We start from the raw sequence: 12,884 nt of genomic DNA on the forward strand, positions 1-12,884 counted from the left end.
CATGATCAAACTCTTCAATCAAAGTTTTTTCGCTCAAAGTAAATACTGAAATTATTACTGTTAAAACAGTGTGTCACTCCAGTCCACTTAAGCTAATTTTTTTCGCTTAGTGCTCTGTGAGTGCTCACACAGATTGCTTGATAAATTGTTAAAGAGCGTTGCTTCTTGCGAAGCGAGGTGCGCATTCTACGCCATCCTCGGTGACTGTCAACCGCTTTTTTCAATCTTTTCCGAAGAAGTTTCCTAAGGAAAGTTTGAAGCGTTTAACCGTCGCTAATAAAGCCTCAGGCCTTACCAACCCTGACCGCTTGCTGCTGCGCTATTGCGTGCTGCCCGCCGTGTCAGTGGAGTCGCATTATAGGGATCCGAGTTTTTAGCGCAAGTGTTTTTTGAATAAAAACGTAAAAATGTGACTTTATGGCGAAAAAAGGCACGAAGAGCTTATTATTCATACTTTAAATGCCGATTGAAGGCCGAAATGAGCTAATTTGGACACTACAATTAGATACTGTGATATCTGTTTATCTTAACTTCGACATCGGTATTCACTATTGGCTTTCTTGGCGACGCTCATCCATTAGTCTTAAATTTCCTTTCTGATACAGTGCAACACTTTGTATTCAACGAGGGATAACGTAAGCTGGGAGCCAATCGTAATGGCAACAATGAGTGGAGATTGCAATGACCATTAAATCCTTTTCAGGCTATAGCCCGATTCTCGGCAAAGAAGTCTGGGTCGATCCTAGCGCTGTTCTATATGGTGAGATCAAACTTGGTGATGACGTAAGTATCTGGCCCTTGGTCGCCGCTCGAGGTGATGTGAACCATATTCATATAGGTGCTCGCTCGAATATACAGGATGGCAGTGTTTTACATGTCACCCGAAAAACTGAGAACCCACCCGATGGTTTCCCTCTACTCATCGGAGAAGATGTCACAGTAGGCCATAAAGCAATGTTACATGGTTGTACTATTGGTAATCGAGTATTAGTTGGGATGGGTGCCATCGTATTAGATGGGGTCGTAGTAGAAGACGAGGTAATGATCGGTGCCGGCAGTTTAGTCCCGCCAAATAAACGTTTAAGCTCTGGTTATCTTTATATAGGAAGTCCAGCCAAACAAGCTCGCCCACTAAGTGAAAAAGAAAAGGCTTTTTTAAGCGAATCCGCACAAAACTACGTACGCTTAAAACAGCAATATCTTGAGAATTAAACTTAACTGCTCCTAAGCTTGGGAGACGTTGCATGATTGTACACAGCGAACAATCCCGAGCTCAGGCTAAATAACAAGGTCGCCGTTGGGTTCGAAATCTTCTTGTTGTAGTTTCTGCTCTAACAGATCTTCAATATCAAACTGAACACTGTGATAAGCCTCCAACATTTTCGCATCATTATTCAAGGGTAAACCGACCAAGTGCTCTAAAGTACTTTTACGCACCGCGCACATTATCTTCGCCCCCATCACTTGAGCCGTAAACTCTACTCGCTGATTGACAGACTGCCAGTGCTGGTCGTCACCAATAATAATTGCTTGATTCATAAATCGCTTACTCCTAGTGACACTTGTTTTGTTTTATCGATTTGTTTTAAAGTGTTGTCATTGTTAACACAAACTGCAAGTGAATATTAAATGATTACATGGCAATGGTTGAGCTTCGAACAATTAACTAATCAGCAACTCTATCAGGTGCTGGAGCTCAGAGAGTCGGTGTTTGTGGTCGAACAAAATTGTCCCTATCAAGACGCCGATGGCAAAGATCCGGAAGCTTGGCACCTATTGGGCAGCACCCGCCAGCAACAGTTACTTTGTTATGCTCGAGTATTTGAGCCTAGCCCATTAACGGCTAGTATTGGCCGAGTGGTCATCGCAGCCTCTGCCCGAGGGGACGGCCTAGGGCAGCAATTGATGCAACAAGCGATTGATTTTTGTCAGCAGCGTTGGCCACAAGCGCAGATTGCTATTTCGGCGCAACGCTATTTGGAAGATTTCTATCAAAAACTTGGTTTTGAAATCTGTAGCGAACCCTATCTAGAAGATGATATTCCTCACATCGGTATGCAATTTAGCGCAACCGCTTAGTCGTTTTTCTTCTTGGTTCTCACCTATCGTTGACTAACAACTTAAATTTCGTCTAAGTTCACGTAATACTTGGCGTGCTCCAGGTCGGATACCACGCCAAATAACAAAACTCTCGGCGGCTTGTCCCACTAGCATGCCTAAACCGTCCACCACCTTAGCTGCGCCATGGCGAATCGCCCAAGCATTAAATGCAGTCATTTGCGCAGAATAAGTCATGTCATAACACAACAGTTTGGAATGAATGAGCTCAGCGCTTACCGCTGGTAGCTCTCCAGCAAGACCCGCTGAGGTTGAATTAATGATAATATCAAACTTCCCACTGAGCTGCTCAAATGAGCAAGCACGAACTTCACCAAACTCCGCAAAGCGCTGCGCCAAAGTTTCAGCCTTACTCAAAGTACGGTTAGCAATAAGCACTTCATTGGGTTGCTCTAACAGCAAGGGATGTAGCACGCCACGCGCCGCTCCACCTGCGCCTAACAATAAGATGCGTTTATATTTGAGCTCACCGAAGTTGGACAGTAAATCTGCCACCAAGCCCGCGCCATCGGTATTATCTCCCAAAATCACACCATCGTCGGTCCGCTTGAGGGTATTCACCGCGCCCGCTAATAAGGCTCGTTGGGAATATTGCTCAGCCGCTTGATAAGCTTGCTCCTTAAAAGGGGCGGTGATATTGCAACCTTTACCGCCATCTAACCAAAATTGCTGAAGCGCGACGGCAAAACCATCAAGGGCTGGTTCAATCGCCTTATAAACCAGAGCTTGCTGAGTTTGTTGAGCAAATAAAGTATGAATGAAGGGAGATTTTGACTGACGGATTGGATTGCCAAATACTGCGTATAAATCCATGTTGAACGCTACTTAAAGAAAACATAATTGCACCTTAACAAGGCTACACAGAAATGCCAAAGTGCAATGGTTTAAAATAACAAAAAAAGCAGCTTACGCTGCATTATTTTAGTCTTCACCGTCTAGATCGGCAGTGCTAACATCCTCCACATCATCATCGCCATCGTCACTATCTACCACTCTAGCCTGAGCTTTCGGTGGATTACTGACTAAACCATGAAAGGCTTTACGCCCAGTAAGCTTTTTATACTTCAACCATAGTTTTTGCTCTGCTGTTTCCGGCTCAGCTTCGCTACGACATACCGCGATAAAGGCTTGTTCAACTTCGTCTTGTGGTTCCCGAAGAGACTCATCCAACTCTTTGAAAGCGTAACCACAACGCTCTAACAACTCAGCTTCTTTAATGGTAAAAGCACCACTACGAGAAAAACCACGGCGAAAATGTTTATCATCTGAAAATCGACGTTTTGCTAAAAACGATCCATTCATAGCTTAAAATCCAACTAATAAAAAAATCATTAAAGTTAACTTGATGGGGACCACCCAACAGTTAAAATAATTAATCTAAAGTCGGCATTCTTGCAAGAATTTAAATCATTTTTTTAAGATAAATTATGCTTTTAGTCTGAGCCAATCTCTGGCAACCAAATAACGTTGGTATAATTGCTGTTCAGCACTCCCCGGCGAAGGCTGCCAGTTGTAACGCCATCGAACCAAAGGCGGTAAAGACATCAAAATGGATTCAGTACGGCCCCCCGATTGCAAGCCAAACAAAGTGCCACGATCATAGACTAAGTTAAACTCAACATAGCGTCCCCGTCGATACAGCTGGAAATCTCGTTGTTGTTCAGTAAACGGAAGCGCTTTACGACGCTCAACTATCGGCAAATAAGCCTTGAGAAATCCTTCGCCGACCGCTCGAGTAAAAGCAAAACTTTGCTCAAAGCTGGGAGTATTTAAGTCATCAAAAAACAAACCGCCAATTCCACGTGTTTCATTTCGATGTTTCAAAAAGAAATAACGGTCACACCAAGCCTTATATTTCGGATAAACATCATCCCCAAAGGGTTGGCACAAATCCGCCGCTGTTTGGTGCCAGCTAATACAGTCTTCATCGAAACCATAGTAAGGCGTTAAATCAAAACCACCACCAAACCACCAGATCGGCGCCTCGCCCTCTTTTTCAGCAACAAAAAAGCGTACGTTGGCATGAGATGTGGGCAACATGGGGTTGTTCGGGTGAATGACTAACGAAACCCCCATCGCCTCAAAGTGTCGACCCGCCAGTTCTGGCCGCTGGGCAGTGGCCGAAGCTGGCATTTGTTGCCCACAAACATGAGAAAAGTTAACGCCTGCTTGCTCAAACACCGCACCGTCACTCAATACGCGAGTTCGACCCTCCCCCGTTAAGCCTTGATGTTCAGCTGGATCGCGTTGCCAATCATCGTGAAGGAAAACAGCCTCACCATCTTGCAACTCTAATTGTTGACATATAGTTTGTTGTAGTTGCAGCAGAAACTGACGTACCGCTTCAATATTCACATCTTGCATCGTACTTCCTTACACGAGTCCTAAGGGCGTAACAGCGCACCAGTTTTAATGTCTAAAATTTGGCTCGTTTGTTCAGCACCGCCTAAGGCACCATCTAAGACCAAATCAACACCTTGTAAATGAGCCGCATTAACCGCTGTTAAGGCAGGAGGTTCACCACTATAGTTGGCTGAAGTTGAGACCAGAGGCTTGCCCCATTGCTGGCATAAGCTTTCAACCACTGGATGACGAGTTATCCGCACCGCGACCGTATTAAATTGTCCACAGATCCAAGCAGGTGTCTTGTCCGATACCGGGACCAACCAAGTCGTAGGGCGAGCCTGTCGGCTTAACAACTTCTGCCGCTGTGACGAGCTTAGCCCTGCGTAGTCAATATAGGGTAACAAAGGCGCTAAGCTAGCAGCCAACAAAATAAGGCCCTTCTCAACAGGTCGACACTTAATCTCTAAAATTTTCTGTACTGCGACTTGATTATCGGGATCGCACCCCAAACCAAACACCGCTTCGGTAGGATAAGCAATCACAGCGCCTTGCTGTAGGGCGAGCACAGCTTGGTTGACATCGAAACTGATGGCTGCTGGAAGTAGGGGTTCTGTTGTCATTACTCTTTTACTTTCACTAGGCTATGAATTAATAAAAATTGTAAGGCGGCGCAAACCACCACCGAAGGCCCTGCTGGGGTATCTTGATACCAAGATAAACATAAGCCAAACAGCACTGAAATCGCCCCAAACAAGATAGCTAAGAGCGCCATTTGCTCGGGAGAGCGACTTAAACGTCTTGCCGTAGCAGCCGGAATCAACAACAAAGAGCTAATAATTAGAGCACCAACGATCTTCATCGCAATGGCAATGACCAACGCTAACAACAGCAATAATAAAGCCCGCATTAATCCGATATTAACACCTTCTACTTCAGCTATTTGCTCATTCACCGTCGCCGACAATAAGTTGTTCCACTGACTGAGTAACAGCGCAAGAACTAACGCGCCGCCACCCCAAATCCATAATAAATCTTGGTGGGTGACCGCAAGCAAATCACCGAACAAATAGGCCATTAAATCGACTCGCACATTATCCATCAAAGCCACCACGACTAAGCCCAAAGATAATGCCGAATGCGCCATAATACCCAGCAAAGTATCACTGGCGAGTTGCTTGTAGCGCTGCAAGGATAATAAGATAATCGCCAATGTCACTCCGCTAATCACCACCGCGAAGACCGGATTAATCTGCAACCATAGACCTAAAGCCAAACCCAACAGAGAAGCATGCGCTAAAGTATCACCAAAATAAGCAAGTCTGCGCCACACCATAAACGAGCCTAAAGGGCCTGCTAATACCGCAATACCTAAGCCTGCGAGCAGGGCATTAATTAAAAAATCGTCCATGGTTTAACTATTCTCTTCGGTCGATGCGTGGTGCTGATGATCTTGTTCATCACACACATGATGATGAGTATAAACGGCCAATTGCTGGCGTTCATTGTGGGCAAATAAGCGGGCAAACTCGGGATGTTGAGCGACACTTTCCGGCTCTCCATGACAACAAACATGGTGATTTAAGCAAATCACATGGTCAGTTCCGGCCATCACTAAATGTAGATCATGCGACACCAGCAATACACCACAGTTAATTTGTTGTGCGATATCAGCAATCAACTGATAGAGTTCAATTTGCCCACTAATATCAACCCCTTGTACGGGTTCATCCAATACCAACAATTGTGGTTCGCCTAACAGCGCGCGCGCCAACAATACCCGTTGTAACTCACCGCCCGACAAACGAACAATTTGTCGGGTCAACAAACCATCAATACCCAACTGTCGAATGACTCGACTCAAATCTTGTTTAGAATAATGTCGAGCCAATTTTAAAAAGCGCTCAACCGTTAACGGAAAGGATTCATCAAGATTAATCTTTTGCGGTACATACCCAATGCGCAACTTAGTCGCTTTAGTTATATTGCCAGAATCGGCCCGCAACAAACCTAAAATCACTTTCACCAGCGTACTTTTACCGGCGCCATTTGGACCAATCAGCGTCGTAATCTGGCCGCGATTGAGCTCCAGCGAGACATGATCTAATACCAGCCGCTGATCAAAACTAACGCATACATTGCTTAATGAAAGTAAGGTGGTCAATACCAAAATCCTATGATTAAATCTAACGTAAAACCCCAATGGGGTTTCATCAAGGGCGCGCTATTCTACACTAGATGTTACACTATCGTATTATTTTACTAAATCATCTCGAATAGCCTACATGCGTAAACTGATCTTTGCTTTATTGTTAATCGCCACGCCCACATGGGCAACCAACGCGAATATTTTAGTCAGTATTAAACCCTTGCAACTATTGATTAGTAGCCTGACCGAAGGCGAACAGACAGTAGAGTATTTAATTAGCCCTAACGTGTCACCACATGACTACGCATTACGTCCCTCGGATGTAAGACGGATCCGTCAAGCCGACTTAGTGATATGGGTGGGCGACGAACTGGAACCTTTCTTAAGTAAACCGCTAAGCCAGACCCAACGTGCTCAACTGGCATTACTTGAACTAAAGGATTTACAACTAATTAGTGGTGAAAAGGCCCACCAACAGCATCAACACGCGGAACATCACCATGAGGTTGACCCACATATTTGGCTTGGCCCCGCCGAAAGTCGCGTCATAGCAAAAGCAATAACTGAACAACTGATCAAATTCAATCCTGAGCAACGTATCCATCTACAGCAGCAATTACAGCGCTTTAACCAACGCTTAGATCAGCTCAACAAGAAAATTGACCAGCAGCTAAGGCCCGTCAAGCAACAGGGTTACTTTGTGTTTCACGATGGCTACAGTTACTTCGAGCGACAGTTTAAATTAAACCGTTTAGGAGAGTTCACCATTAACCCACAACGTAGACCCGGTGCCAAAACGCTACAATACATACGCCAAAATCTAGAGCAAGGTTCAGCTCAGTGTATTTTTGCCGAGCCGCAATTTGATGGTGCGCTACTGCATACTATTAGCGAAGATAGCGGTGCAAAGATCGGCCTGTTGGATCCCTTAGGCATCGCCGTTGTACCAAACGCTCAGAGCTACTTTCAATTACTGCAAAATATGGCCGATGCATACCGCAATTGCTTAAGCAGCGAACAAGCGTAATTTACCAGCATCAAAAAGGAGTCTCGGCTCCTTTTTGATTCAAATCGTTATTTATATCACTCGAGAAAACTGCTGGCGCCGTGCCTGACTGCGGAAGTAGACATCAAAACACATACAAATATTTCGAATTAATAAGCGCCCCTTATCGGTAACGACTAAGATTTGTCCATTTAGCTGTACTAAATCATCATCCAAAAATCCCTGCAATAACTTCAAGTCTTCTGCAAAATACTGCTCAAACTTCAAATCAAACAGTCGCTCAATCTCAGCAAAATCCAATTTAAAATTACAAATCAGTTTTTTAATCAACTCGCGACGGATCAAATCATCTTGCGTCAAAGCAATACCTTTCCACTGAGCATGGCCTAAACGATCCATTTGAGCGTAGTAAGTCTTCAACTCTTTTTGATTTTGGCTGTAAGCATCCCCTAACATTGAAATCGAAGAAACGCCTAAACCCAATAAATCAGCTTCGCCTTGGGTCGTATAACCTTGAAAGTTACGATGTAAATTACCTTTGCTCTGAGCGATTGCCAGCTCATCATCAGGCTTGGCAAAATGATCCATTCCAATAAATTGATAACCATGCTTTACAAGAAACTCAATACTGTCACGTAAAATGCCTAAACGCTCATCACTACTCGGAAGTGCCGTTTCATCGATCTTTCTTTGGGCCGCAAAACGACTCGGCAGATGCGCATAGTTAAATACCGATAAACGGTCGGGATCTAACTCGATCACCCGCGCTAAAGTCTGATTAAAACTGTGGCGAGTCTGATGGGGTAAGCCATAAATTAAATCAATATTAACCGAACGAAAACCAAGCTGTTTAGCACGCGCCACTAAGGCAAAAATAAAACGCTCATCTTGCTCTCGATTCACCGCTTGCTGTACCTGCTTATTGAAGTCTTGCACGCCTAAGCTAATCCGGTTAAAACCTAGTTCAGCGAGTAAATCAATGGTCGACAGTTCGATTTCCCGAGGATCAACTTCAATGCTAATTTCAGCGTCTTCAGCAAATTGAAACTGTTTATGTAAGATGGCCGTCAAGCGTTTCAGTTGTTCAGCTTGAAGATAGGTCGGCGTACCTCCTCCCCAATGCATTTGACTCACCAAACGCTGTTGGAAACGTGGTGCGCGTAGCAAAATCTCTTGCTCTAAATAATCGAGATAAATATCAGCCTTATGCTGGTGGCGAGTAATCAGCTTATTACAACCACAGTAATAACAAAGCTTATGGCAGAACGGGATATGTAAATAGAGTGATAAATTTCGATTTGGAAACTTTTCGCAGGCAATATTAAACTGTGCCTCTGCGAAGTCTTCACTAAACTCTAAGGCCGTAGGATAAGAGGTATAACGCGGCCCAGAATAATTATACTTTTCAATGAGTGACTGATCCCAGTCAACACCTAATATGGCCATCCGATCTTCTCCTAGAGCGTATCTATGTTAAGTTGGGCGATTACTTTAGCTTCTTGTAAGATCTGTTGCTCTAAAGCTTGTTCGTGAGCTTCGCGATGCTGATCTTGACGTTTGCGCTGCGGCAAAGGTAAGCGATTTCGAGCCTCATGAGTGGGTAACTCATTGATCGCATCATACAATTGAAACACCGCAGGAAAGCGCTGCGACCAATCGATCAGCTTAGGCGTTTGCAGCGCCACTAACAGATTACACAGACGAATTACGCCTTCCGATAAGCCACAGCGTTGCTGCTGCATCGCGATTGCAATATAACTAATATCGCTCAATAAGCGTTGGTTGCGTTTGACAACGGCTTGTTTAATCACTTTATTTTGACCAAATAAACGTCCAACCAACAAAGCGGCATACACCGCCAAGGCCACAATAATAAGCGCCGCAATCAGCAACAGCCAAAACATCGTTGTTAATCCTTATATTGATCCAAGGACGCGCTATTTAGCGAACGCCATAACTGCTCATCTTCGTCTAAAGCGTCCGCCTCTTCGGCATCTTCAACCAGACCCAATTCGGCCAATAATTCAGCATGGCGAGCCAGCTGTAAATCAAGCCACTGCTGATCTTGTTTACTAATACTCCCCCCCTCATCCAAGATATCGATGAGGCTTTCTAAGCGGGGATCCGCTTCTAAGTTTGCCAATTCTTTTTCTGGGCTTAAAACCACTTTTTTCTTGGTAGGTTTCGCGGCCGGCTTACGCGCCTGAGGAGCCTCAACACCTAAGGCGACTGGCGTCTTACTGCCAAGCCGTGCGTCTTGCTTTTCGACCGCTTGACTTTGATGACTGCTCGCCTCAGCGATCTGCTGACGACTCCCAGAAGCCTTACCCTTACCAATGGTGACCCGATCGGGAACAGCCACACGCTTAGCTTTAAAGTCAGGATCTTTACGCATCCCAATTAAGCCGCCTTTACGATTTTTTTTACCTCTAGCCATCTTCTTTACCTTTTAAACGGTCTGAAATAGGGCCACATCTGGGCCGACTATTTGCAATTGAAACTGATAGTGTTCCGCCAACCAGCACAACGTATTATCACTATAAAACGCAAGGTGCGTGGGATCATTCTTGTAATGCCACTGCGGGAACACCTCGGTTCCCCAATGACGTTTTGTCATTACCGCTAACAATCCCGGTTTATCCACTAACGACAGCAGTTGTTTCCAAGCACTTGCTGGAAAATTGAAATGTTCAACAACTTCGGTACAGGTCACAAAGCGATAACGTTGCTGTAAATACTGTGCCTCTGGATAGTATATAGGATCATAGTTGAGTAAGTGATGACCCGCCTGCGCCAACAATAACGATAGAGCCGGACCCGGCCCACAGCCAAAATCTAGCCCGACGGCCGAGTCATCTAAGGCCGCAATGACTGGCTCACTCACTCGCCGCAAAAAAGATAAATATCCAGCATCCTGAGGATCGTTATGATGCAAGTCATACTGAGCTTTTTCCGCCAAAGGACTTAAGTGATCATTAGGATCGACAAAAATGAGATCACAACGTGAGCAATGCCAATATTGGCGGCGTTTATCACGATAAAAATCGTTCGCAGAAACAGCACTGCAGAGTGGACATTTCACCGCTTAACACCTCGCCTATTTTTTAGGGGCGCAAGTGTAACACTTAGAATTAAGATGGCGAATAATAAATCAGGAAGAACGGAGTAGCGCCAGCTACTCCTTGTGGGATTAGTGCAAACCACCCAGATATTGCGACAAAATTTCGATATCTTTATCCGTCAGTTTGGCTGCGATATCACGCATCATACCATTCGGGTCGTTATTACGCGTACCACTTCGGAAACTTTCTAACTGGGTCTTCAAGTAAGTCGCATATTGTGATGAGATACGCGGAAACTTAGCTAAGTCATGACCAACACCACGAGGACCGTGACAGGCCGTACAGGCTGTAATACCACGCTCCAAATCACCTCCCATATATAGCTTTTTACCAGCATCCACATATTCTGGAGCTGTGGTATTGGGGCTCATCGGCTGGCTCGAGAAATAAGCGGCCAAATCTTGCATATCTTGCTCGGAAAGCGGCATCGCCATACCACCCATCACCGGGTTACTACGCCCTTCTCCACCAGTTGCCGCAGCCTTAAAGTTTTCTAACTGCTTCACAATGTATCCAGCGTGCTGGCCTTCTAATTTGGGGTAGCCTAAGGCCTCGCCCTGATCATTATGACAAGCTTTACAGGTCGCAGCCTTTTGCTCCCCAGCCGTAGCATCTCCCTTTGCCCATACCGGACTGGCTACACCCGCCACTAACATTAACACTAAGGTAAGTTTTTTCATGACATTCCATTTATTAGTATTATTCCAAACCACACACACTGGCGCCCGTGATACACTTAGCTAGCCCAGTAACGGCATATTTTACACAATTTTACCAAAAACGTAATGTATTACCCCAAATTCCTGTGAGAGCTTAACTTAACCATGGCGCAATATCATTTTCAAAACACCCACTTCATTACCAGCGCTCCTAACATTCAGGCAATGCCTGAGGACAGCGGAATTGAAATCGCCTTTGCTGGCCGCTCCAATGCGGGAAAATCCAGTGCGCTGAATGCCCTCTCCCGACAAAAAAGCTTAGCCCGAACCAGTAAAACCCCAGGGCGAACCCAACTCATCAATGTATTTGAACTGAGTGAAGGCGTTCGTTTAATCGATTTACCTGGCTATGGATTTGCCCAAGTGCCCGAAGAAGTGAAGAGACAATGGCAAAAATCTTTGTCTGAGTATTTGCAAGAACGGCAAAGCCTGAAAGGGATCGTGGTATTAATGGATATTCGCCATCCCTTCAAAGATACCGACCGCAGCTTAATACAATGGGCAGTTGAGTCTAACATTCCGGTACTCGCACTCTTAACCAAATCGGACAAACTCAAACAAGGTGCACGCAAAACAGCGGTATTACAAGGCCGAGCACTCGCAGCAGAGTTTGGTGGAGAGGTGCGTGTGGAAGCTTTTTCTTCTCTGAAAAAACAGGGTCTAGATTTACTGCAAAACAGCCTAGTGACTTGGTTCGACCAACATAGCCAAGAACAAGCCGAATAAAAATACTCAGGCACCTTTATTGACGCTTCAGTAGGGTTCGTCTTATACCCAACAATCAGATACGAGATAGGCCAATAGCTCTAAGACTGGCGGCCTATCTTCATTTATTCGCGACGAACAAGCAGCCAGCAAAAATCTACAGCATCAAATTTCGCTCAAAAAAAAAGCCCCATCATCTGATGAGGCATACTAAGAAAAGAATTCTTAAAAACTGAAAGCACTATTCCAATTGCATAAATTAAGACTGCGCCAAAAATAATAAGTTCACACTAATTCATAAAAACTTTCCATTTCTTTCTTTTTAACCCTCTGAGTAGCCAGAGATAAACATCCATTTGTCGCCAATACATCACAACGACCACTTAATTTTATAAATCAGCAGTTTCATGCCATCAGCAAAAACTCAAGCAAATATGTAATTTAGCAACGAATAATAAGGAATTTATAAACAAACAATGGGAATAAAAGAATAAATGGTAAAAATCTGGGGTCGGTTCACGTTTTAGATAAAAAAACGCCTCGACATAAACTGTCGAGGCGGCAAAATAGCCTTTTTCAACTACGTGAAATAAAGGTCTGAAAGATAGAACATCTTACCTCTGTACCCTACGACTCTTACTCTAGAGCAATACCGCCGAAAAATAAAGCACTTTTTGTAATGAAATTTCACATTTACACAAATAGAAGTGATTTAATTACCT

16 protein-coding genes and 1 rRNA gene (1 of these 17 only partly in view) are annotated in these 12,884 nt (G+C 44.5%); 4 read left to right on the forward strand and 13 right to left on the reverse strand.

The window, feature by feature from the left end:
- Positions 1-21 (reverse strand): 16S ribosomal RNA (locus ACRRS0_RS21865) (it extends 1,522 nt beyond the left edge of the window).
- A gap of 660 nt (positions 22-681) precedes the next feature.
- Between ACRRS0_RS21865 and ACRRS0_RS21870 the strand changes: the two genes are divergently transcribed.
- On the forward strand, positions 682-1,212 hold the full coding sequence (locus ACRRS0_RS21870; protein WP_432455484.1) for a gamma carbonic anhydrase family protein: 531 nt from the start codon (positions 682-684) through the stop codon (positions 1,210-1,212).
- Between the two features lie 66 nt (positions 1,213-1,278).
- Here ACRRS0_RS21870 and ACRRS0_RS21875 read toward each other — a convergent pair whose 3' ends face one another.
- Positions 1,279-1,539, reverse strand: coding sequence for a DUF1488 domain-containing protein (locus ACRRS0_RS21875; RefSeq protein WP_432455483.1), 261 nt, complete (start codon positions 1,537-1,539; stop codon positions 1,279-1,281).
- Between the two features lie 90 nt (positions 1,540-1,629).
- Between ACRRS0_RS21875 and ACRRS0_RS21880 the strand changes: the two genes are divergently transcribed.
- Positions 1,630-2,079 carry a GNAT family N-acetyltransferase gene (locus ACRRS0_RS21880; protein WP_432455482.1) on the forward strand — a complete coding sequence of 150 codons (450 nt, stop codon included), beginning with the start codon at positions 1,630-1,632 and terminating at the stop codon, positions 2,077-2,079.
- A 33-nt stretch (positions 2,080-2,112) separates the two neighbouring features.
- Here the strand turns inward: ACRRS0_RS21880 and aroE are convergent, their stop codons facing one another.
- The 6 genes from aroE to znuC all read right to left on the reverse strand — a co-directional run bounded on the left by aroE (position 2,113) and on the right by znuC (position 6,625).
- A complete protein-coding gene (gene aroE, locus ACRRS0_RS21885) occupies positions 2,113-2,931 on the reverse strand; it encodes a shikimate dehydrogenase (RefSeq protein ID WP_432455481.1) in 819 nt (272 codons plus the stop codon).
- Positions 2,932-3,039: 108 nt separating this feature from the next.
- Positions 3,040-3,420: a DUF413 domain-containing protein gene (maoP, locus tag ACRRS0_RS21890; protein ID WP_432455480.1), complete on the reverse strand. Its 381-nt coding sequence runs from the start codon at positions 3,418-3,420 to the stop codon at positions 3,040-3,042.
- A gap of 123 nt (positions 3,421-3,543) precedes the next feature.
- Positions 3,544-4,482 (reverse strand): oxygen-dependent coproporphyrinogen oxidase, encoded by a 939-nt coding sequence (gene hemF / locus ACRRS0_RS21895; RefSeq protein ID WP_432455479.1) that lies wholly within the window; start codon positions 4,480-4,482, stop codon positions 3,544-3,546.
- A 20-nt stretch (positions 4,483-4,502) separates the two neighbouring features.
- Entirely contained in the window at positions 4,503-5,084 is a 582-nt protein-coding gene (locus tag ACRRS0_RS21900) for a Sua5/YciO/YrdC/YwlC family protein (RefSeq protein ID WP_432455478.1), read from the reverse strand.
- Positions 5,084-5,872, reverse strand: a complete 789-nt coding sequence (gene znuB / locus ACRRS0_RS21905; RefSeq protein WP_432455477.1) for a zinc ABC transporter permease subunit ZnuB — start codon at positions 5,870-5,872, stop codon at positions 5,084-5,086. The genes ACRRS0_RS21900 and znuB overlap by 1 nt, the downstream gene beginning before the upstream one ends.
- A 3-nt stretch (positions 5,873-5,875) precedes the next feature.
- Positions 5,876-6,625, reverse strand: coding sequence for a zinc ABC transporter ATP-binding protein ZnuC (gene znuC, locus ACRRS0_RS21910; protein ID WP_432455476.1), 750 nt, complete (start codon positions 6,623-6,625; stop codon positions 5,876-5,878).
- A gap of 121 nt (positions 6,626-6,746) precedes the next feature.
- Here znuC and znuA point away from each other — a divergent pair, with 121 nt between their 5' ends.
- Positions 6,747-7,637: a zinc ABC transporter substrate-binding protein ZnuA gene (gene znuA, locus ACRRS0_RS21915; protein WP_432455475.1), complete on the forward strand. Its 891-nt coding sequence runs from the start codon at positions 6,747-6,749 to the stop codon at positions 7,635-7,637.
- Positions 7,638-7,688: 51 nt separating this feature from the next.
- On the opposite strand, the gene hemN is transcribed toward znuA, so the two are convergent.
- The 5 genes from hemN to ACRRS0_RS21940 form a co-directional block, all read right to left on the reverse strand.
- The gene (gene hemN / locus ACRRS0_RS21920; RefSeq protein WP_432455474.1) at positions 7,689-9,062 is read right to left on the reverse strand and encodes an oxygen-independent coproporphyrinogen III oxidase; all 1,374 of its coding nucleotides are present in this window, start codon (positions 9,060-9,062) and stop codon (positions 7,689-7,691) included.
- Positions 9,063-9,073: 11 nt separating this feature from the next.
- On the reverse strand, positions 9,074-9,520 hold the full coding sequence (locus tag ACRRS0_RS21925; protein WP_432455473.1) for a DUF2489 domain-containing protein: 447 nt from the start codon (positions 9,518-9,520) through the stop codon (positions 9,074-9,076).
- A 5-nt stretch (positions 9,521-9,525) separates the two neighbouring features.
- On the reverse strand, positions 9,526-10,053 hold the full coding sequence (yihI, locus tag ACRRS0_RS21930) for a Der GTPase-activating protein YihI (RefSeq protein ID WP_432455472.1): 528 nt from the start codon (positions 10,051-10,053) through the stop codon (positions 9,526-9,528).
- Between the two features lie 12 nt (positions 10,054-10,065).
- Complete coding sequence (locus tag ACRRS0_RS21935; RefSeq protein ID WP_432455471.1) at positions 10,066-10,698, reverse strand: class I SAM-dependent methyltransferase; 633 nt, start codon at positions 10,696-10,698, stop codon at positions 10,066-10,068.
- 108 nt (positions 10,699-10,806) lie between these two features.
- Positions 10,807-11,418 carry a c-type cytochrome gene (locus tag ACRRS0_RS21940; RefSeq protein WP_432455470.1) on the reverse strand — a complete coding sequence of 204 codons (612 nt, stop codon included), beginning with the start codon at positions 11,416-11,418 and terminating at the stop codon, positions 10,807-10,809.
- Between the two features lie 144 nt (positions 11,419-11,562).
- Here ACRRS0_RS21940 and yihA point away from each other — a divergent pair, with 144 nt between their 5' ends.
- Positions 11,563-12,183, forward strand: coding sequence for a ribosome biogenesis GTP-binding protein YihA/YsxC (gene yihA, locus ACRRS0_RS21945; RefSeq protein ID WP_432455469.1), 621 nt, complete (start codon positions 11,563-11,565; stop codon positions 12,181-12,183).
- Positions 12,184-12,884: the final 701 nt, after the last annotated feature.

Origin of the sequence: Agarivorans sp. QJM3NY_29 (assembly GCF_050870835.2) — a bacterium.
Lineage (GTDB): Bacteria > Pseudomonadota > Gammaproteobacteria > Enterobacterales > Celerinatantimonadaceae > Agarivorans.

What these genes read in the sequence shown, in the direction of transcription:
- ACRRS0_RS21870 (WP_432455484.1), top strand. Translation starts at nt 682, where the DNA reads ATGACCATTAAATCCTTTTCAGGCTATAGCCCGATTCTCGGCAAAGAA.
- ACRRS0_RS21875 (WP_432455483.1), bottom strand. Translation starts at nt 1,539, where the DNA reads ATGAATCAAGCAATTATTATTGGTGACGACCAGCACTGGCAGTCTGTC.
- ACRRS0_RS21880 (WP_432455482.1), top strand. Translation starts at nt 1,630, where the DNA reads ATGATTACATGGCAATGGTTGAGCTTCGAACAATTAACTAATCAGCAA.
- aroE (WP_432455481.1), bottom strand. Translation starts at nt 2,931, where the DNA reads ATGGATTTATACGCAGTATTTGGCAATCCAATCCGTCAGTCAAAATCT.
- maoP (WP_432455480.1), bottom strand. Translation starts at nt 3,420, where the DNA reads ATGAATGGATCGTTTTTAGCAAAACGTCGATTTTCAGATGATAAACAT.
- hemF (WP_432455479.1), bottom strand. Translation starts at nt 4,482, where the DNA reads ATGCAAGATGTGAATATTGAAGCGGTACGTCAGTTTCTGCTGCAACTA.
- ACRRS0_RS21900 (WP_432455478.1), bottom strand. Translation starts at nt 5,084, where the DNA reads ATGACAACAGAACCCCTACTTCCAGCAGCCATCAGTTTCGATGTCAAC.
- znuB (WP_432455477.1), bottom strand. Translation starts at nt 5,872, where the DNA reads ATGGACGATTTTTTAATTAATGCCCTGCTCGCAGGCTTAGGTATTGCG.
- znuA (WP_432455475.1), top strand. Translation starts at nt 6,747, where the DNA reads ATGCGTAAACTGATCTTTGCTTTATTGTTAATCGCCACGCCCACATGG.
- hemN (WP_432455474.1), bottom strand. Translation starts at nt 9,062, where the DNA reads ATGGCCATATTAGGTGTTGACTGGGATCAGTCACTCATTGAAAAGTAT.
- ACRRS0_RS21925 (WP_432455473.1), bottom strand. Translation starts at nt 9,520, where the DNA reads ATGTTTTGGCTGTTGCTGATTGCGGCGCTTATTATTGTGGCCTTGGCG.
- yihI (WP_432455472.1), bottom strand. Translation starts at nt 10,053, where the DNA reads ATGGCTAGAGGTAAAAAAAATCGTAAAGGCGGCTTAATTGGGATGCGT.
- ACRRS0_RS21940 (WP_432455470.1), bottom strand. Translation starts at nt 11,418, where the DNA reads ATGAAAAAACTTACCTTAGTGTTAATGTTAGTGGCGGGTGTAGCCAGT.
- yihA (WP_432455469.1), top strand. Translation starts at nt 11,563, where the DNA reads ATGGCGCAATATCATTTTCAAAACACCCACTTCATTACCAGCGCTCCT.